Origin of the sequence: Thermoanaerobacter thermocopriae JCM 7501 (genome assembly GCF_001310975.1) — a bacterium.
In the GTDB taxonomy this organism is placed as follows: Bacteria; Bacillota; Thermoanaerobacteria; order Thermoanaerobacterales; family Thermoanaerobacteraceae; genus Thermoanaerobacter; species Thermoanaerobacter thermocopriae.
The window spans coordinates 13,306-33,274 of the sequence record NZ_BAZY01000019.1; the positions used below are offsets into that span (position 1 = coordinate 13,306).

14 protein-coding genes and 3 pseudogenes are annotated in these 19,969 nt (G+C 34.2%); all 17 read right to left on the reverse strand.

The window, feature by feature from the left end; genetic code table 11:
- Nucleotides 1-3: 3 nt before the first annotated feature.
- Nucleotides 4-291 (reverse strand): Asp-tRNA(Asn)/Glu-tRNA(Gln) amidotransferase subunit GatC, encoded by a 288-nt coding sequence (gatC, locus tag JCM7501_RS08070; RefSeq protein WP_012994710.1) that lies wholly within the window; start codon nucleotides 289-291, stop codon nucleotides 4-6.
- Nucleotides 292-368: 77 nt separating this feature from the next.
- A complete protein-coding gene (gene ligA / locus JCM7501_RS08075; protein WP_028991746.1) occupies nucleotides 369-2,357 on the reverse strand; it encodes an NAD-dependent DNA ligase LigA in 1,989 nt (662 codons plus the stop codon).
- Nucleotides 2,358-2,374: 17 nt separating this feature from the next.
- Entirely contained in the window at nucleotides 2,375-4,510 is a 2,136-nt protein-coding gene (gene pcrA, locus JCM7501_RS08080; RefSeq protein ID WP_028991745.1) for a DNA helicase PcrA, read from the reverse strand.
- A 37-nt stretch (nucleotides 4,511-4,547) separates the two neighbouring features.
- Entirely contained in the window at nucleotides 4,548-4,850 is a 303-nt protein-coding gene (locus JCM7501_RS08085) for a YerC/YecD family TrpR-related protein (protein ID WP_009051708.1), read from the reverse strand.
- Nucleotides 4,851-5,084: 234 nt separating this feature from the next.
- Nucleotides 5,085-5,399, reverse strand: coding sequence for a PTS lactose/cellobiose transporter subunit IIA (locus JCM7501_RS08090; protein ID WP_028991744.1), 315 nt, complete (start codon nucleotides 5,397-5,399; stop codon nucleotides 5,085-5,087).
- Between the two features lie 21 nt (nucleotides 5,400-5,420).
- Nucleotides 5,421-6,737 carry a PTS sugar transporter subunit IIC gene (locus JCM7501_RS08095; protein WP_028991743.1) on the reverse strand — a complete coding sequence of 439 codons (1,317 nt, stop codon included), beginning with the start codon at nucleotides 6,735-6,737 and terminating at the stop codon, nucleotides 5,421-5,423.
- A gap of 12 nt (nucleotides 6,738-6,749) precedes the next feature.
- The gene (locus tag JCM7501_RS08100) at nucleotides 6,750-7,076 is read right to left on the reverse strand and encodes a PTS sugar transporter subunit IIB (RefSeq protein ID WP_028991742.1); all 327 of its coding nucleotides are present in this window, start codon (nucleotides 7,074-7,076) and stop codon (nucleotides 6,750-6,752) included.
- 22 nt (nucleotides 7,077-7,098) lie between these two features.
- Nucleotides 7,099-7,344 carry a hypothetical protein gene (locus JCM7501_RS08105; protein WP_028991741.1) on the reverse strand — a complete coding sequence of 82 codons (246 nt, stop codon included), beginning with the start codon at nucleotides 7,342-7,344 and terminating at the stop codon, nucleotides 7,099-7,101.
- A gap of 13 nt (nucleotides 7,345-7,357) precedes the next feature.
- Nucleotides 7,358-9,435 (reverse strand): annotated as a pseudogene (locus JCM7501_RS08110) (BglG family transcription antiterminator).
- Between the two features lie 499 nt (nucleotides 9,436-9,934).
- Nucleotides 9,935-11,334, reverse strand: a pseudogene (gene hydG, locus JCM7501_RS08120) ([FeFe] hydrogenase H-cluster radical SAM maturase HydG).
- Nucleotides 11,335-11,406: 72 nt separating this feature from the next.
- A pseudogene (spoVB, locus tag JCM7501_RS08125) lies at nucleotides 11,407-12,961 on the reverse strand (stage V sporulation protein B).
- Nucleotides 12,962-13,238: 277 nt separating this feature from the next.
- A complete protein-coding gene (locus JCM7501_RS08130) occupies nucleotides 13,239-14,411 on the reverse strand; it encodes a M20 metallopeptidase family protein (protein WP_028991738.1) in 1,173 nt (390 codons plus the stop codon).
- Between the two features lie 15 nt (nucleotides 14,412-14,426).
- Complete coding sequence (murI, locus tag JCM7501_RS08135) at nucleotides 14,427-15,221, reverse strand: glutamate racemase (protein WP_028991737.1); 795 nt, start codon at nucleotides 15,219-15,221, stop codon at nucleotides 14,427-14,429.
- A 241-nt stretch (nucleotides 15,222-15,462) separates the two neighbouring features.
- On the reverse strand, nucleotides 15,463-16,722 hold the full coding sequence (gene purD, locus JCM7501_RS08140; RefSeq protein WP_028991736.1) for a phosphoribosylamine--glycine ligase: 1,260 nt from the start codon (nucleotides 16,720-16,722) through the stop codon (nucleotides 15,463-15,465).
- A gap of 12 nt (nucleotides 16,723-16,734) precedes the next feature.
- Entirely contained in the window at nucleotides 16,735-18,261 is a 1,527-nt protein-coding gene (purH, locus tag JCM7501_RS08145; RefSeq protein WP_028991735.1) for a bifunctional phosphoribosylaminoimidazolecarboxamide formyltransferase/IMP cyclohydrolase, read from the reverse strand.
- Nucleotides 18,262-18,337: 76 nt separating this feature from the next.
- Nucleotides 18,338-18,946: a phosphoribosylglycinamide formyltransferase gene (gene purN, locus JCM7501_RS08150; RefSeq protein WP_028991734.1), complete on the reverse strand. Its 609-nt coding sequence runs from the start codon at nucleotides 18,944-18,946 to the stop codon at nucleotides 18,338-18,340.
- Entirely contained in the window at nucleotides 18,943-19,953 is a 1,011-nt protein-coding gene (gene purM / locus JCM7501_RS08155; RefSeq protein ID WP_013149951.1) for a phosphoribosylformylglycinamidine cyclo-ligase, read from the reverse strand. Before purM ends, purN begins: the two co-directional genes overlap by 4 nt.
- Nucleotides 19,954-19,969 lie beyond the last annotated feature (16 nt).

The window sequence follows — 19,969 nt, forward strand, 5'->3', positions numbered from 1 at the left end:
TCCTCATTCTATTATCTTAGGCACTTTAAAGCATCCGTTCTCTTTATAAGGTGCATTCATCAATATTTTGTCTCTGCCCATTGAAGGCTTTACTTCGTCTTCTCTAAATACATTATGGATTGGCACTATATGAGCTGTAGGCTCTACATTTTCAGTGTCCAATTCGTTTAATTTGTTTACATAGTCGATAATTTTACTCAGTTGCACTGTAAACTCTTCTATTTCCTCTTGCGAAAATTTGAGGCGGGCTAGTTTAGCCACATGCTCAACTTCACTCCTACTAATAGCCATGCTATCACACCTTTCCTTTATTATTGTCCACCTCTTATAGTTTACCACAAAAACATATTTTTTGAAGGATGGAGTTTTTAAATATTTTCACCTTTTAGCATTTCTTCAAATTGTTTTTCATCAATTATCTCTATTCCCAATTCTTGAGCTTTTTTAAGTTTAGAACCAGGATCCTTCCCTACTAATACGTAGTCCGTTTTTTTACTTACTGAATTTGTAACTTTTCCACCTCTTTCTTCAATTATTCTGGTAGCTTCTTCTCTCGTGTAATTTTCCAACGCCCCTGTCAAAACGAAAGTTTTCCCTTCAAATATGCTGCTTACTTTTTCTTTTGAAAGTTTTTTCATGTTTACTCCAGCCTTTTTAAGTTTTTCAATTGTCTCTACATTTTGCTTTTCTGCAAAAAAGGAAACTATGCTTCTTGCCATCTTAGGTCCTACGTCAGGCAACTTTGTAAAATCTTCAAATTTTGCCTTCATAATATCGTCTATTGTCTTAAAATGCTCCGCGATCACTTGGGCAGCTTTACTGCCTATTAAGTTTATACCCAAGCCAAAGAGCAATCTATCTAAATCCCTTGTTTTGCTTTCTTCAATAGCATTTAATAAATTTTTAACAGATTTGTCTCCCATTCTTTCTAATTGTATTAAATCTTCGTATTTAAGATAATACAAATCTGCTATGTTGTGAATTAGCCCATTTGACAAAAGCTGATTTATTATAGCTGGTCCCAACCCTTCTATGTCCATTGCATCTTTAGAAGCAAAATGGATAATACCTCTTAAAAGCTGAGCAGGACAGTTAACGCTGGTACAACGCCTTACGGCTTCTCCGGGAAGCCTTACAGCTAAAGCACCACAAACGGGGCATCTATCTGGCATTACAAATTCTCTTTCTTGTCCAGTCCTCTCTTCTTTTACCACTTCTACTACTTCAGGAATGATTTCTCCCGCTTTTTGAATTATTACTGTATCTCCTATCCTTATGTCTTTCTCTTTTATGTAGTCCTCATTGTGAAGGGTTGCTCGGCTTACAACAGAACCTGAGATGGGCACTGGCTCCAATATAGCTGTAGGAGTCAAAGCTCCGGTTCTTCCTACTTGAACTATTATGTCCAAAACTTTTGTTTTTTTCCTCTCTGCAGGATATTTAAAAGCAATAGCCCATCTTGGTTCCTTTGCAGTCTGACCTAAAATCTCCCTCTTTTCAAGGTCATTTACCTTTACTACTGCTCCATCAATATCATAAGGCAGTTTATCTTTTAAATTTCTTATTTCTTCTATTTCTCTTATTACTTCATCTATATTGCTACATTTTTTGTGAATGGGTATTACTTTAAACCCTTGTTCTTTTAAAAATTCTAATGTCTCGACGTGAGTTTTAAATTTTCTACCCTCAACCCTTTGAAGGTTAAAAATAAAAATGTCCAAATCCCTTTTCGCAGTCACTTTAGGGTCTAATTGCCTTAAAGAACCTGCTGCGGCATTTCTAGGATTTGCAAAAAGGCTTTCCCCTAATTTTTCTCTTTCTGTGTTTAATCTTTCAAAAGAAGCGCGAGGCATAAAAACCTCTCCCCTTACAACAAGGCTTACATTGTCCTTAAGCCTTAAAGGAATTGACTTTATAGTTTTTAAATTTGGTGTAACATTTTCTCCTATAATCCCGTCTCCCCTTGTAGAACCCACAGTAAATATGCCATTTTCATAAATTAGTTCCACAGATAAGCCGTCAATTTTTAATTCTACTACGTACTCTACATCTCCCACTACCTCTCTTACTCTTCTGTCAAAATCTTTAAGCTCTCCTTCAGAAAAAGCATTAGCCAAACTCAGCATTGGAACTATATGGGTAAAAGGCTCAAATTCCTTTAAAGGCTCCCCACCTACCCTTTGGGATGGAGAGTCTGGAGTTTTAAGTTCTGGATATTTTTCTTCTAATTCTATAAGTTCTCTCATCAGCATGTCGTACTCATAGTCTGAAATCTCTGGTTGGTCCAAAACGTAATATCTGTAATTGTGATAATTTATTTTTTCTCTCAATTCCTTTATCCTTTCTTTTGGATCCATAATTCGACCTCCACATTTCAAGAAATAGCTTTAATAGGAGCAAATTTTAAGTCTAACTTTTTTAGGCCCACATTTGGAAAGGCAACTGTAATCTCTTCTCCCTCTACTTTGACTACAGTACCTATCCCCCATATTTTATGCTCTACTTTATCTCCCAAATTATATTGAGTCTTTTCATAAGTTTTCCTTTCTATATAGCTAGATACGGGTCTGTATTCTTCTTTCGGCTTTGACAATTCATGGTATCTTACTAAAAACCTTTCAGGTATTTCGCTTATAAAACGGGAATAGGTGCCGTACTGAGACTTGCCATATAAATTTCTCCTCCTTGCATAGGTCAAATAGAGTTTTTCTTTAGACCTGGTAATGCCAACATAACAAAGCCGTCTTTCCTCTTCTAATTCGTGCTCATCTGTAAAGGACTTAAAAGAAGGAAACACCCCTTCTTCCATGCCTACCATAAATACAACGGGAAATTCTAGCCCCTTCGCAGAGTGCAATGTCATGAGAACAACGCTTTCTCCAATCTCTCCAGCCAAGTCAATGTCTGAGACCAATGTTATGCCGGACAAAAATGCTTCCAAAGATTTGTCCTCTGAAGACTCTTCAAATTCATAAGCCGCGTTTAAAAACTCATTTAGGTTTTCTATTCTTCCCTCTGCTTGCTCTGATTCTTCTCTTTTTAACTCCTCTATATATCCAGTCTCTTCTAAAATGTATTTTATTACTTCACTGACAGTCATTGTATCTTTTTTATCAATTAATTCTAAAATAAACTCCTTAAATTCTAAAAGGCTATTTTTAGCCCTTTGGCTTACTTTTACATCATCTATTGCAAAAAAAAGACTGGTGTCTTTCTCCAAAGCTGTAGCCTCTAATGCTTCAATGGTTGCAGCTCCAATACCTCTTTTAGGAATGTTTATTATCCTTTTAAAAGATATGTCATCATAAGGATTTACAAGTATTCTCAAATAGGCAATTATGTCTTTTATTTCTTTTCTGTCGTAAAACCTTAAAGCTCCGACCACTTTGTAAGGAATTCGCACCCTCATTAAGGCTTCCTCAAAAGCACGGGACTGGGCATTTGTCCTGTATAAAATAGCAAAATCTCTAAAACTTCTATTTTCTCTTTCTTTTAAGTTGATTATTTCTTGTATCACAAATTCCGCCTCTTCCCTCTCATTCTCTAATTCACAGAGAATTATCTTTTCTCCTTGTTCATTATTTGTCCATAAAGTTTTTTTCTTCCTTCTTATATTATTATCTATGACATAATTGGCTGCTTCCAATATTGTTTTGGTAGAACGATAGTTTTGCTCTAATTTTATAACTTTAGCCTCAGGATAATCTTTCTCGAAATTTAATATGTTACCTACATCTGCCCCTCTCCAACCATATATGCTTTGGTCATCATCACCAACTACACATAAGTTTCTGTATTTTTGGGCTAACATATTCACAAAATGGTATTGAGGCATATTTGTGTCTTGATATTCATCTACCATTATGTATTTAAATTTCCTCTGGTAAAAGTCTAAAACTTCTGGGCTTTCCTTAAAAAGTTCAATGGTTTTTATAATTATGTCATCAAAATCAAGTGCATTGTTTTTCTTTAACTTTTTTTGATATAATTTGTATATTTCACTTATTTTCTTACTCCTGTATTCATTTCCAAAAACATGAATATACTCTTCTGGAGTTACCATTTTATCCTTTGCAGAAGAAATAGCATTTAAGACAGTTTTCACAGGATACTGTTTTTCACTTAAATTTAGCTCTTTAAGGCATTCCTGTATTAAAGCCTTTTGGTCAGTAGTGTCAAATATGACAAAATTTCTGTCATATCCTATTTTGTCAATATCTCTCCTTAAAATTCTCACACTGGCTGAATGAAATGTAGATACCCACAGGTCTCCTATATAACCCAGTAACTCTTCTACTCTTGTTTTCATTTCCTCTGCCGCTTTATTTGTAAAAGTGATAGCCAGTATGTTAGAAGGAGAGATTTTTTTCTCTTTTATAAGATAAGCAATTCTATGAGTCAAAACACGAGTTTTTCCGCTTCCAGCTCCCGCTAATATCAAAAGAGGTCCTTCTGTAGTCATAACTGCTTCTTTTTGTTTGTCATTGAGGTTATTTAATATGCTGTTCATTTTTCTCACTCCAATTTAGTTTTAAAAAAGCCCGGTTTTATTCCCGGGATTCTGATTCTAACCTGTCTAATATAATTTTATATCCATTTGCTCCATAATTCAATGCCCTATTTACTCTGCTTATGGTAGCAGTACTTGCTCCTGTCTTTTCTGCAATTTCTATGTAAGTCTTTTTTTGGCGAAGCATTTTTGCAACCTCCAATCTTTGGGCTAATGCCTTTATTTCATTTATTGTAGCAATATCTTCAAAAAATCTGTAACATTCCTCTATATTTCTAAGTTTTAAAATGGCCTCAAATAACTGGTCAACAAGTTCATCTTTAATTTTAGATTCATACATAATTATCCCTCACCTAATGAAATAATTTAATTGTTTACAAATATATTGTAATAAATATTAAAAAATAATTCAATACTTTAAAGCGATTTTTTATAACGTATACAAAATAGATTTGTAGTTGTCTTGTGGACAAATGACTTTCAAAGCTTCGGGTCATAATGACAAAAAAGAAACAAGGTGATATAATTATTATAAAAATACTACCCGGAACTTCCGGGTAGTGAGGGGCTTTTATTATTGTCTTTTTTCTAATTGATTGACTCTTTTATAGAGCTCAATCATTCTTTTTATTAAATTTTTTTCAGCAAGGGCTGTCATAAGCTGGTCTTGAGCATGAATTACTAGAAAATTTGGAGCCGCATTTTGTTCTCCTTGAGTGAGCATATTTTGGTATTTATGACCTTCATAAAACTCTTCATCTGCTTTTTCAAGATGCTTTTCAGCTTCTTCAAAGTCTCCTCTTTCGGCTGCATCCAATGCTTCATAAGCCTCTGCCCTTGCATTTCCTCCATGTAATACTAAGTTATATATTATCTGTTCTAACTCCATTAGTTTCACTCCCATCACAAATTACTCGTGGTCTGCTGCTTGCTTTTCGTTTTTTAAAAGTTGAGCTTCATACATTTTAAAGAAGGGATAATATATAATCGCTGTTACAATTAAATTTACCAGCTGCAACAAAGCTCCTTGCCAATGACCACCAGTAGATAAAAATCCGCTTATAAAAACTGGAACTGTAAAAGGCAATTGTATTAAAGGTCTTGGTACTAAGTTTACAGCAAAAGCAAAGTAATTTATTGTTACAACAGCTGCTGGAGCTAATATAAACGGAATAATGAGTATCGGATTTAACACAATAGGTGTACCAAAAATTAGTGGCTCGTTTATATTAAATATTGCAGGTATAAGCTCAGCTCTCCCAATTGTCCTAAGTTGTGCAGAAGCTGAAAGTAAAAACATTATTGTCAAAGCCCATGTAGTACCTGAACCACCTAAATGAGTAAACACATGGAAGAAAGGTTCAGTTACAATGCCTGGTAAAGGCAGCCCTTTTGCTGCAGCTTCTGCATTTGCAGCTAATTGAGTCATCCAGAAAGGATAAGCAATTGAGGAAACAACATTCATACCGTGAATTCCTAATGACCACAAAAGCATCATGAGTATTATTTCAGCTAAAGCTGCAGGATAACTATTTGATGCAGCAACAAGGGGTTTAAATAAGTCAAGCACCAATTGTGGCAATGTTATATGGAAGTTTGACCAGACAATCCATTCTACAATCCACGCTGACACTACCATTACAAACATCGGAACGAATGCCAAAAAGCTTCTTACCACATAAGGTGGTACACCTTCAGGCATTTTTATTACCAAGCCACTTTTGTTAAAGAATCTCACAACTATTGCCGAAATTATCCCTATTATTATTGCTACAAACAAGCCTTGTCCACCGAGATAATTTAGTACATCTCCAAAAGTAACTTTTGTCACATCTGTTGCAGGAAAGCTTGTTATAAAAAACGCTAACATTGAAATAATTCCCGTCATCGTCTCATCTAAGTCCCAGCGCGTAGCAAGGCTATAAGCTGTACCAAAGGCTACCATCATAGCCATTATCCCAAAAGTGAGTTGGAAAGGTATCAGGATTTGTGCGGCAATAGGTTTTACTGCTCTTGCCCATGCATGTATAGGTGCCCAATTAATTCCCTCTGGTGGATTCGCTATAATCAAGAAAAGAGCACCAGTCAAAATCACAGGCAAAGCAAAACTTGAAAATGCATCTCTAATTGACTGCAAATACACATTTTGCGCCATACGGGCAAGAACTGGCATCAAAGACTCTTCCATCCACTTCATAAACCAATTGTTTGAAAGCCTATCGTTCATTTTATTCCCTCCTTAAACTTCTTTTCCACTTTTTTTAGCAAGCTCAATTATTTGATTTAATATTTTTTTGCCATCCATCATAGCAAAAGCTTGCATATCAACTATATCAACAGGGATATTGTATTTGGAAGCAATTGACTCAATTTCTTTTTTGAGATGCCTTACTTGCGGTTCTAATAATGCTACATCGTACTCCTCTGCTTTCTTTTTGAATTCTCCTGTACCTCCGGCATCTACCACAACGTCCAATCCTTGCTTTTTAGCTTCATCTGTTACTTTTTTAGCAAGCGCACTGGAAGTTGCTCCCCAGCTGCAGAGTATTACTCCTCTTATTCCCATTTTTAACACCTCCTTCCAAAGATTATTTCATTTTTTTCTTTTTAAGCTTTTTATGTTGTTTTTGTAGGTTGCTATCATAAAGTTGTATCATTTTTATGACATAAGTCTGTATTGCAAACACTATCAACATAAAGGTACTTCCAAAAGCCATTATTTTTAAGCCACTAATGACACTATCATGAAGCATGGCATAAAATCCTGTAGAAAACCATACTACTCCTAAAAGTAAATAAAAAATTTTTCTTTGAACTCTCGATATGCTGAACATTTCTGATCCTCTCCTAAATTACCCTTTTTACTTCTTCATAAAATTTTCTCAATAACACCTCTTTTATTTTTTCTTTGACCTCATTTTGGGTCTGTGCTTCGTTAAGAGTATTTACTAAATCAACTCTTTCAATTAATGACATGCTCAAATCCCCCAAAACTTCGATTCCCTCTCTATCGCCTTCTGGTGCCACCATCAAAAAAGCTGTCTTTATTTTTTCATAATCTCCTATAAGATTTTTCATCTTAACCTCTTCTATCAATTTCCTACAACTACTATAGGAATATCTATATTTAAAATTGTACAGTGATATATGACAAATCCTTTATTGGGTAATACTATTTTACCCAAGCTTTCTCTTTTTAAAAGTCTTTCCTTTATTTGTTCTTTTTGATCTTCATTAATTAAATTTTTACCCACCAAATTCTTTAGAATATACTCTATTATTTGAGGAGAATTTTCACCTTTTACAGCCATATAACTGGTGGCATCGCATAGCTCTAAAATTCTCTTGCCATAATTGGCTATGTGTAAAGCCTCTTTTTTAAAATTTCCTTCTTCTTCTCTTTTTATTCCATATTCCATAATAAAGTCCGTGTTTAATGCATTTTTTAACTTTTCTACATCTTCTTTTAAAAGCAAAGGATTTACTACAACGACTTTTTTGTCTTTTATGTCAAGAGGTATTGTAGAAACAATTAAGTCTATATCATCTCTTCCTTTTAGATCTTTTAGTTTTATACTAGAGGTAACATCTACTATGTTTATTTGTGGAAACATCTGAAGTTTTGACATTAGCATTCTGGAGGTTCCAATACCACTAGCACATACCACCATTATGTTGTATTTTTGGGAAGCTTCTTTTTTCCTCTCTAAAGCTGCACCAAAATGCATAGCAATATATCCGATCTCATCTTCTGGAATATCCAGGTTTAATCTTTTTCGCAAAACATCGCAAACTCTATTACTTTTTTCAAAAAGCAAAGGATATTTTGTCTTTATATCCTCCAACAAAGGGTTTCTTATATCAAGTCCCATCTTCAATCTGTATACTGCAGGAACTAAATGGCTCTTTAAGCCATCTTCCAAAAACTCATCTTTTGAAAAACTGACATCAAAAATTTTTTCTGCTTCTTTTATCATGTCCCAGGCAATAATCTCTATGTCTTTGTCATTGTAATTTTGAGTAGTTGACCTGTACTTTGCACCTATAAGGTGTATTGTCACATAACCAATCTCATCTTCAGGTATAGATATATCCAATTCTTCTTGTAAATATTTAGCTAACTTTTTAGCAAATTTATATTCGCTAGTCTTTTTAAGTTCCTGTAAATTGTCTTCCCCCATTTCAATAGTTTCACCATTTTGAAGCCTTTTTATAGCCAAGGCAAGGTGAACAACAAGACCTAAATAAGAACTTTCTACAATTTCGTAGTCAATTTCCGATTCTACTTTTAAAATTGCCTTTTCTATTTTCAAAACAGTATCGTAGTCAATTAAGTTTAAAAGCCTTAAATCTATGTTTTTTTCAATATTGTTTTTTGCGAGAAATCCTGTTTTTAAGAAATCAATCAAATCTTTAGTATCAAAATTTTCATACAAAAAATTAGCTATAGCTTTTCTAAAAGAGTTTTCGCTTCCTGATATATAAACGCCATAACCTGGCTTTGTTATTAATGTTAATCCTTGTTTTTTAAGCCACTTTTCCAATTCTTTAAGGTCATAACTTATTGTAGAAGTGGTGACGCCAAATTTTTTGCTGAAATACTGTAATTTAACAGCTTCTTTTAGCTGCAAAAGCTCTGACAATATCATCTTTCTTCTCTCTTTTGTTTCAAATTCTGAAGGATATCCTACTATATCTAGCTTTAGTTTCTCAATATCAGCAATATTACCCTCTATAGCCAGTCCATAAGTTTTATTTACAATTTTTAAGTTGTAATTTTTAACAAATTCATTTATAGAAGCAATTTCTCTGTATACTGTCCTTTTGCTTATATCAAATTCTTTCATAATGTCTTCTATTCTTGTACTTGTTGCGGACAGTATCTTTCTTAAAATTTGCAGTTGGCGCCCTCTTAATTTATTCATTTTACATCATCACTTTTATGTGCCATTAATTTAATAATAGTATCTCTTTTTACAACTATATTATACACTTAATTGCTAAATTAACAAGGAAAAGATGTAAATCATCTGGCATTAGCATTGTGTCATATTTTTAATTGTAAAAATATACAAAATAAGACCTCGTGAAAGCGAGGTCTTATTTCGTTGACAAAGTCAAAAAATTTTAAAATAGGATATTTTGCATCGTCACTCCAATGTTCCAAAGCGACAAAACTAAACTCGACCTTCGGGCTCCGGCAGGTTCCGGGCACATTCGACATCCCTGTCTTAGTGCCCGCCTCCGCCATCCGTGGCTACGGCTCTGCCTCCACCCTCGGTCTTGTTAAGTTTTGTTGCCGCTTTGTCACAAGTCGTTCCTTATGCAAAATATCCTATTTTCGAAAGTTTGTCAACAAACTGAGACCTCGTGAAAATGAGGTCTCAGTTTGTTGATAAGTTTTATTTTCTTGGCATTTTGTTATTAAAAATAAAGGTCTCTTTCTCCATTTTCTATTCTTGTAAGCCTTCTCTTTGTCTCTTCTCTTACAGTTCTTGATGGAATTTTCTCTAAATTTACCGCTATTGCTTTTTCTCCAATTTTCTTGGTTTTTTCATCTCCATAATCAATTAAAAATTCTTTAAAGGTCAGTATAGCATTTGGTAGGCAGAAGTTGTGTATTTGCCCTGATTTTGCAAAACTCATAAACCTATCTCCTGTACGTCCCATCCTGTAGCAGGCAGTACAATAACTTGGGAGATACCCTTGTTCACACAAAGTCCTTAAAATTTCATTAGGCTTCTTTTGTCTTCTACCTCAAATTGTGGCTTTGAGCCGCCCTTTTTGGATATCTCTTCATGATATCCACCTACTCCTGTACAAGAACCGGCACTAATCTGAGAAATACCAATGCTTATTACCTCTTCTCTAAATTTAGGTTTTTCTCTTGTAGACAAAATCATTCCTGTATAAGGTACTGCCATTCTTATGACTGCTACTAATTTTTTGAAATCTTTGTCTGATACAATATATGGAAATTTATCTATAGAAATGTTAAGGGCTGGTCTAAGTCGCGGTACTGAAATAGTATGTGGCCCAACTCCAAATTTCTCCTCTAAATGGTTCGCATGATAAAGCATTGCAACAGTTTCGTATTTATAATCATAAAGCCCATACAAAACTCCTAATCCTACATCGTCAATCCCCGCTTCCATAGCCCTATCCATAGCAGTCAAATGATAATCATAATCGTGTTTTGGCCCTTGGGGATGCATGTATTCATACGTGGGCCTGTGATAAGTTTCTTGGAATAAAACATAAGTTCCTATTCCCACTTTTTTGAGTTTTTTGTAATTTTCTACAGTAGTCGCAGCAATATTTACATTTACTCTTCTAATACTTCCGTTCTTAAGTTTTGTATCGTATATCGTCTTTATTACGTCAACAATATAATCTATAGGGCAATTTACAGGGTCTTCTCCAGCTTCAACTGCTAATCTCTTATGTCCCATCTCTTCCAAAATTTCAACTTCTCTTCTCACTTCTTCCATTGTAAGTTTTTTTCTTTGTTGTTCATTAGAATGTCTGTAACCACAATATCTACAGTTGTTTACACAGTAGTTACTAACATAGAGGGGAGCAAAAATCACAATCCTATTCCCGTATATTTCTTCTTTTATATACCTTGCTACTTTAAACATCTCATTGAGCAAATCCTCATCTTCTACATTTAAAAGTACCGCTGCTTCTTCAGGAGTAATGCCTTTTAGGTTTTTAGCTTTCTCTATAATTTCTAATGCATCTTTACTTGTCGCTTTTTTAGCCTTTTCCAAATCTTGTCTTATCTTTTCATCATTAATAAAATCTGCTTTTTCTTTTACCATATTTTATCTCCTCCCTTACCCTCAGGAAAATTCCCTTGGGCTTAGTTTTATTTTTATTATATACTATTATTGTTAATTTTTCAACAAAATTATTTTCTTTAATTCTTCAATATAAGGCAGTTGCAAGGCAGAACAAAGCATTAAATAGGCAAGAAACCCTGTTAAAATTGACAAAAAAATATTTATCCACATATTAACATTAGTTTCCAACAATTTACTGTGGATAATTATAACTATTGCTCCCATAATTGTTGACGCAATTATCGGTTTTATAAACCAATTTAAATAGTTTATTCTTAATCCTGTCATTTTTATGAGCTCAAACATATTTAGCATTAAAATAAGAGCATCGGCAAATATAAAGCTGTATATATATCCAAAAAGTCTAAGTTGTGGCATGGCAGTTAAGTAATACATACCTACAATACACACCCCTAGCCATATTATGGAATTCTTTAAAACTACAGTTTGTTTTCCTAATCCATGGAGAATACTCGCCACCACTGCTTCTAAAAACGCGAATATACTTCCCAGGGAAATCACTCTCACAAAATTCCCTACTCCTGGTGAAGAAGGATACAAAAGCTGAGAAATTTGATCAGGAAGAGCTAAAAATAAAATTATAGCAGGAAAAGCTACTAAAGTAGTATAGCCAATTGCTTGGTTAATCCTAAGTCTTACTGCATCCCACTTTCTTAGAGCAGCTGCTTCGGAAACGGCAGGAAGTACAGTAGTAGAAAGACTTGAAGTTATAACTGCTGGCATGTATGCAAGAGGTATTGCCATACCTAACATTTTACCAAATTCAGACATTGCTTCACTGTGACTAAGTCCTGAAGCAACAAGTCTTGAAGGAATTATTAAAGATTCCGCTAAATCTACTACATTTACAATTAATTTTGAAAAAGTAATGGGTATAGCAGTAATCACTAACGTTTTTGCTATAGAAAAAGCCTCCCATTCTCTTCCATCATAAGGCATTTCTCTGTTTATAACTTTCACTTCTTTTTTGTAAAAAAGTATGTACATAAGGAAACTGGCAATTTCACCTGCAGATATGCCAAATATAGCTATTGCTACTAAATACTCAAGTTTAGCTCCTGTGAAAAGTTGGATTAAATATAAAGTTATTGATACGCGCACTATTTGCTCAACAATTTCTGAAACTGAAGCAGGTATCATATTTATAACTCCTTGAAAAAAACCCTTAAACACTGATGAAGAAGCAACAATGATAAGCACAGGAGCAAATATAAGAATTGATAAAAGTGCTCTTGGTTCGTGAAGTAATTCTTTAGCTACGTACGTTGCCTTAAAAAAGAGCAAGGAAGAAATAGCAAAAGCAAATATCAATACTATCAAAAAAGTAATTTTTAAAATTTTAAACACATTTTTTTGTTTCCTTTTGCTTTTTCTTCCGAAATAAAGCGTGAAGTGACAGCCATCGTGCAGAAGTTAAAAAAGTTATTGAAACAAAGTATATAGGAAGAACTAATTGATAAATACCCATACCTTCTGGGCCTAACATATTTGATAAAATTATTCTAAAAATAAATCCAATACTCCTGTCTATAATGTTGGCAATAGTCAATATAAAAGCACCGCGAATAAATGACCTCTTGTGCATAAACAACACCTCACAATAGTTTATTCGCGGTGCTTTTTATATATGAAAAAAACCGGCAGTATGCCGGCAGTAAAGGGGGATTAGGGGGAGTTTTTAAATACTTAAATTGAAGGGGGGGTAAGATCTACCATTGTTAATGGCTTTCTCTCACCTGTTGGCAGAGGTGATAAGTTCACATTACCTTTTCTCCGACAAATATTATGCACCATTTGATGAAAAATGTCAAGATTTGATTTAAATATTTTTTTACATGAAATTTTTCATGCAAGTTTTACTTTTAACTATTTGAGTTTAAATAATTTAACACAATGGATAGATGCAACGCTACACCAATTTTAATGCATCCCTCATCCACATTAAATTGATTGCTATGTATAGGTTTATTTATCCCCTTTTCTTTATTCCCACAGCCTAATTTGTAAAAACAGCCAGGAACTTTTTGCAAGAAGTAAGCAAAATCTTCTACTCCCATTGTTGGGAGCACTTCTACCACATTATCTTCCCCCAGCAAAGTTAAAGCAGTTTCTTTTACAAGGTCTGTCATACCTTTGTGATTTACAAGACAAGGGTACCCTCTTGTTCTTTTAAATTCTACTTCCCCTCCCATAGTTTTAGCTGTGTTATGACAAATCCTTTCAACTGTTTTAGCAATTTCATCTCTTTTTTCTTCTTCCATCATTCTTATAATTCCAGACATCCTCACTTTATCCGCTATTATATTCCTTGCATATCCTCCTTCAATAGTACCAATAGTCAGTACCATAGGACTTAGTGGATTTGCTTTTCTGCTAACAACAGTTTGTAATATATTTACAATATTAGCTGCAATTACTATAGCATCTACTGACTTGTGGGGTTCAGCTCCATGACTACTTTTTCCTTTCACAATTATATCTATCATGTCAGAAGAAGCATAAGCTTTTCCATAGGTTATCCCTATTTGTCCCACTTGAAGTTCTGGGTCTACATGTAGTCCTATTATAGCATCAACTTTAGGATTTTCTAAAACTCCTTCTTCAATCATCGGAAGAGCTCCCCCCGTTGTTTCTTCCGCTGGTTGAAATATAAACTTAACATTTCCCTTTAACTTATCTCTCATATTTTCCAAAAGTTTAGCAGTACCAAGAAGTATAGCTGTATGAACATCATGCCCACAAGCATGCATTCTTCCTGGAATCTGCGATGCATATTCTACATCATTTTCTTCTTGAATTGGAAGAGCGTCCATATCTGCTCTTATAGCTATCGTCTTGCTTCCATTGCCTTTAAGGGTCCCCACAACGCCAGTTTTAGCAATTCTTTCTACCTCAATCCCTAAATTTTTTAAATAATCATAAACAATTTCAGAAGTTTTTGTTTCTTCAAAACCTAATTCAGGGTACATGTGTATTTTTCGTCTTAATTCTATTACTTCTTTTTCTACTTTTTTAACTTCTTTGAGAATATCCATCCCAAATCCCACCTGTTAATATTTTTCTATGTCTACATGCAAAACATTCTCAATTTTCTCGCCTAATAGCATTTCTGCCGTTTTGATAAAATTATCTTTATCTCCACTTACAAAAAATTTTGTCTTGCCAATGTTTTGAATATTAAATAAATCTCTCCTTAATAAATAATCTTTAACATCATAGGCTAATTTAATTGCAGGGTCTACTATTTTTACATTTTCTCCCACTATTTCTTCTATAACTTCCATCATTAAAGGATAATGAGTACAACCTAAAACAAGAGTATCTATATCTTTTTCTTTTAATTCTTTTAAACAATTAGAAGCAGTTTCAAAAGCTATTGGAGAATTGTATAATCCTTTTTCAATAAGAGGGACAAATTCCGGACATGCCTTTTGGTAAACTTTAATATTTTTATCAATAATTTTTATATTCTTTTCATAGCTTTTGCTTTCAACAGTTCTTGTAGTTGCAATAACACCTATTTTTTTGTTTATAGTATATAGGGCAGCGCTCTCTGCTCCCGCTTTTAAAACATCAAAAAGAACCACATCATATTCGCTTTTATTTATAACTGCACAAGTAGTATTACAAGCTATTACTACTGCTTTGACTTTTTGTTCTCTCATAAAATTTAAAATCTGTTTTGCAAATTTTTTTATCTCTTCTTCACTTCTATCGCCATAGGGAACTCTTTTTGTATCACCAAAGTAAATATAATCTTCTCCAGGTAAAACCTCAACAAGTCTTTTTAGTACTGTAAGTCCTCCCACTCCGGAGTCAAAAATGCCTATTGGTCGTAAGTCCATTTCATCACATCCTAATAAAAATTTAAGTCAATTAATTATATACACCATGGTAGTTATTTATATCATAATTCATTACTTATTTTCTGTACAAAATTGAAAAATAATCTTTTTTTCCAGTCATTTCACAAAGAAGTGACAAAGTTTTGTCTTGATTGTACACATACTCCCCTCATTTTAAAAATTATAAGACACACGTTAGAAGATATTATACCATAATTTTAGCCAATTAAAAATGCCAGGTTTACACCTGGCTCAATAAAGCGATATCTTTTCTATAATACATTCCATCAAAGCGTATTTTTTCAATCTCCTTATAAACTTTTTCTCTCGCTTCCTCATACGAATCCCCTGTTGTAGTAACAGCAAGTACCCTTCCACCCGATGTGGTAATTTTACCATCTTTTAATGCCGTTCCTGCATGGTATACAAAGGCCTCTTTTACTTTTTCTAACCCCGTTATCTCAAAACCTATCTGATATTCCCCGGGGTAACCGTTTGATACCGCAACAACACATACAGCCTTTTTGTTTTCCCATTCAATTTGTATTTTATCAAGTTTTCCTTCTATGGTAGCTTCCATTATATCAATAAGGTCTGTTTTTAAAAGGGGCAGTACAACTTGTGTTTCAGGGTCTCCAAATCTTGCATTAAATTCTAAAACCTTAGGTCCTTCTTTTGTAAGCATTAAACCTGCGTACAACACTCCTTTATATACAATGCCTTCTTTTTGAAGTGCCTTTACCATTGGTTTTAAAATACTTTCCATTACTTCTTTTAAAGTTTCTTCCTCAAGATAAGGATTTGGTGCAATGCTTCCCATACCTCCAGTGTTAGGACCTTTGTCTCCTTCATAGACCTTTTTGTAATCCATAGCAGAAACCATAGGTAAAATATTTTCTCCATCTGTAAATGCGAATACTGACGCTTCTTTTCCAAAAAGCATCTCTTCTATTATTACTATATCTCCTGATGCACCAAAAATCCTTTTTTTCATCATTAAATCAAGAACTTCTTTTGCCTCTATAAAATCTTTTACAATAAACACTCCTTTACCCTGTGCCAGTCCATCTGCTTTCATCACAACAGGATACCATGCCTCTTTTAAAAACTTCAGAACCTCCTGATACTTATCAAAAGCTTTAAACCTTCCAGTAGGAATATTGTATTTAGAAAGAAGCTGTTTAGTAAAATATTTGCTCCCCTCAATAGCCGCAGCACTTTTATTAGGCCCAAAGATTTTAAGCCTTGCTTTTTCAAATTCATCCACAATACCTTGAACCAGTGGCATCTCTGGCCCTACAACTGTTAAATCAATGTTATTTTTTATAGCAAATTCTTTAAGCCTTTCAATATCACCAACTTTTATGTCAACACATTCTGCCAAAAGACCTATGCCAGCATTTCCGGGAGCACAGTAGATTTTATCTACTTTAGAACTTTGTGAAAGTTTGTGAACAATTGCATGTTCTCTTCCTCCGCCCCCTATGACTAAAACCTTCATACTAAATCCTCCTCAATGTTTAAAGTGCCTTATGCCAGTAAATATCATTGATATGCCACCTTTGTCTGCAGCTTCAATTGATAGTTCATCGTTTTTTGAACCACCCGGCTGGATTATAGCAGTTATACCAGCCTTTGAAGCTACCTCCACAACATCTGGAAATGGGAAAAAGGCATCTGATGCAAGGACACTTCCCTTTGCTTTTTCGCCTGCTTGTTTGATTGCTTGTTCTGTCGGCCATATCCTGTTGACTTGTCCCACGCCAATACCTACTGTAGCTCCATCTTTTGCTAAAACAATCGCATTGGATTTTACGTGCTTTACTACCTTCCAGGCAAACCTTAAATCTTCCATCTCTTTTTGAGTAGGTGCTTTTTTAGTAACTACTTTCAAATTATTCTCATCTAAATCTATTTCATCTTTTTCTTGTACTAAAAGTCCGCCTTCTACTTTCTTTAAATCATATTCTTTTTCATATCCTTCTTTTAACCTCAATATCCTTAAGTTTTTCTTTTTCTTTAAAATCTCTAAAGCCTCTTCTTCAAAGTCTGGAGCAATTACTATTTCTAAGAATATTTTTATAAGTTCTTCAGCTGTTTTAACATCTACAGTTCTATTTAATGCTACAATTCCCCCAAAAATAGAAACAGGATCACTCTCATAAGCTTTTAAGTAAGCATTGTATATATTATCTGCAATAGCTACTCCACAAGGATTTGTGTGCTTTACCGCAACTGCTGCAGGTTCTTTAAACTCTCTTAGAAGCTCTATTGCGGCATTTGCATCGTTTATATTGTTAAAAGAAAGCTCTTTACCGTGAAGCTTAACACATTCTGCAATGCCATAGGCTTTTATAGGATTTTTATAAAAAGCTGCTTTTTGATGAGGATTTTCACCATATCTCATGTCTTGAGCTTTTTCATAGGCAAAGGCCATAACTTCGGGAAACTCTATGTTATTTTTTTGTATCAAATAGTTGTATATCAAAGAATCGTAAAGGGCTGTATGACCAAAAGCTTTTGCTGCCAGATAAAATCTCGTCTCTTCTTTTGTATTGCCATATTGTTTTATTTCTTCAATGACTGTATTATAATCCTTTGGATCTACAAGAATAGTCACATATTTGTAGTTTTTAGCTGCAGCCCTTATCATTGACGGGCCGCCAATGTCTATATTTTCTATTGCTTCTTCTAAAGTCACATTTTCTTTGAGGATTGTTTCTTTAAAAGGATATAAATTTATGACAACTATATCTATTGGTTCAATGCCATGTTCTTTTAAAGCTTTAATGTGCTCTTCATTGTCTCTTATTGCAAGAAGTCCTCCATGAATTTTAGGGTGAAGCGTTTTTACTCTCCCGTCCATAATTTCAGGGAAACCTGTTATGTCTGACACTTTTATTACATTTACTCCATTTTCTTTAAGAAGGTTATAAGTCCCACCTGTTGATATGACTTCATATCCTAATTCATTTAGCTTTTTAGCAAATTCAACTATTCCTTCTTTTTTTGAAACACTTATTAACGCTTTTTTGGCCATAAGATTGCCTCCTTTTTTCTATTTTTATGATCCGTTCGAGTTTATGATATATCTGTATCAAGATTTTTCACAGCCCCTATAATATCCTTACTTTCCTTCCTTCGACTTTTAATCTCCCCTCCGTAAAAAGCTTAACTGCATAAGGTAAAACCTTGTGTTCTACTTCCAGCACTTTTTTTGCAATAGTCTCTGGCGTATCCTCTTCATCGATTTTCACGACTTCTTGAAGAATAATTGGGCCAGTATCTGCTCCCTGGTCAACAAAGTGCACTGTACAGCCGGTGTATTTTACTCCGTATTCATAAACCGCCTGATGTACCTTCATTCCATAAAATCCTTTGCCACAAAAGGCAGGAATAAGTGAGGGATGTATATTTATTATCTTGTTTTCAAATCTTTCTACAATTTCTCCACTGAGAATTGTCAAAAAACCTGCAAGAATTATTCCATCAGGACTCAATTTTTCAAGAAGTTTTAATAACTCTTCCTGAAAATTTTCTTTTAATTCTTTTTTGGGGAGGCAGTAAGTAGCAATTCCGTGTTTTTTTGCCCTTTCAAGAGCATAAGCTCCTTTTTTATCACTAATGACAGCAATTATCCTGGCATTTATATATCCTTCTTCAATGGCATCAATTATTGACTGCAAATCAGTCCCGTTACCTGATGCCATCACCACAAGGTTCATAAAATTACACCGCCTTCGCTTTCTACTATCTCCCCTATTATATAAGCTTTTTCACCTATGCCATTTAATTTTTCTAAAGCCTTATCTACATCAGACGGGTCAACTATAACTATCATTCCAATCCCCATATTAAAAGTGCGATACATTTCTCTTTCTTCAATATCTCCCAATCTTTGAATTAAATTAAAAATAGCTGGAATTTCCCAACTTCCTTTGTTTATTTTTGCAGCTATACTTTTTCTTAGTATTCTTGGAATATTATCAATAAAACCTCCACCGGTAATATGAGCCATCCCTTTAATTTTTAACCCTTTTAAAGCCTCTATTGACTTGACATATATTTTTGTAGGAGTAAGGAGTGCCTCTCCTAAATTTATCCCAAGCTCTGGTATAAAGTCTTTTACTGAAAAATTGTTTTTCTCAAAGAAAATCTTTCTCACTAAAGAATATCCATTGCTATGAATTCCAGAAGAGGCAAGCCCAATTATGGCATCTCCTTCTTTTATTAATTTTGTATCAATCAGCTCTTCTTTTTCTGCTATTCCTACACAAAAGCCTGCTAAATCGTACTCTCCTTCTTTATAAAAGCCTGGAAGTTCTGCTGTCTCTCCTCCTATCAGAGCACACCCGGCTATTTTACAACCTTCTGCTATTCCTTTGATTACTTCTACTGCAGTCTCACTTTTTAACTTTCCTGTAGCAAAATAATCAAGAAAAAACAAAGGCTTAGCCCCAGTTACAATAATGTCATTTACACACATAGCTACAAGGTCTATCCCTACAGTATCGTGTTTGTCCATCATAAAGGCTATTTTAAGTTTTGTCCCAACTCCATCAGTGCTGGATATAAGTACAGGATTTTTATAATTTTTTATCTCAATAAGACCAGCAAAACCTCCTATCCCTTCTAAAACATATTCATTTAAGGTTTGCTTAGCTATTGGCTTTATCATCTCCACCAGTTTATTGCCTTCATCTATATTTACCCCAGCATCTTTATAATTCATAATTATACACCTACTT